Below are 470 nucleotides of genomic sequence, written 5' to 3'. Positions count from 1 at the left end.
CTCCGGACCCGGTCGGGCCCCAGTCCCAGCGCCGCCGCCTCGCGGGCCAGCGCGTCGGCGCTGCGCGTGCCGTCCAGCAGGGACAGGAAACCGGCCGCCGGGCCGTCCACCGGCTCCAGCACCACCGCCCGCTCCGGGTCCACCCCGAACTGCACGCACTCCCGGTCCCGCCAGCTCCTGCGCAGCGCGCTCTTCAACATCAACCGCATGGCTCCGCCCTCTCCGCCCGCCGGGCGCGTCCGGGCCGACCCGGGCGCGCCACCGCACCCGTTGCCGAAAGCCCACCCGGACCCACCACGACCGAATCGACCAGTCACTCTCGGTGACCGACGGCTCCACTCTGCCCGAAAGCGCGATCGACGCGGCGAAAGTTATCCACAGACTGTGAGGAATAGTCGTTCAAGATGAGTACAAAACGAGGTGATGAGCGTGCCGACCGGCCTGGAGGCGGGACTTTCGCCGGGTACAGC

1 pseudogene is annotated in these 470 nt (G+C 71.1%); it reads right to left on the bottom strand.

The annotated features are described in order from the left end of the window. Window positions 1-209: pseudogene (locus AC5RWQ_RS30410) on the bottom strand (hypothetical protein); the annotation flags it as partial. Window positions 210-470: the final 261 nt, after the last annotated feature.

The sequence above is a fragment of the Micromonospora sp. BS32 genome, from assembly GCF_059089345.1.
The sequence above is the reverse complement of the archived record's forward strand: the minus strand, read 5'-3'. Positions and strand labels throughout refer to the sequence as shown.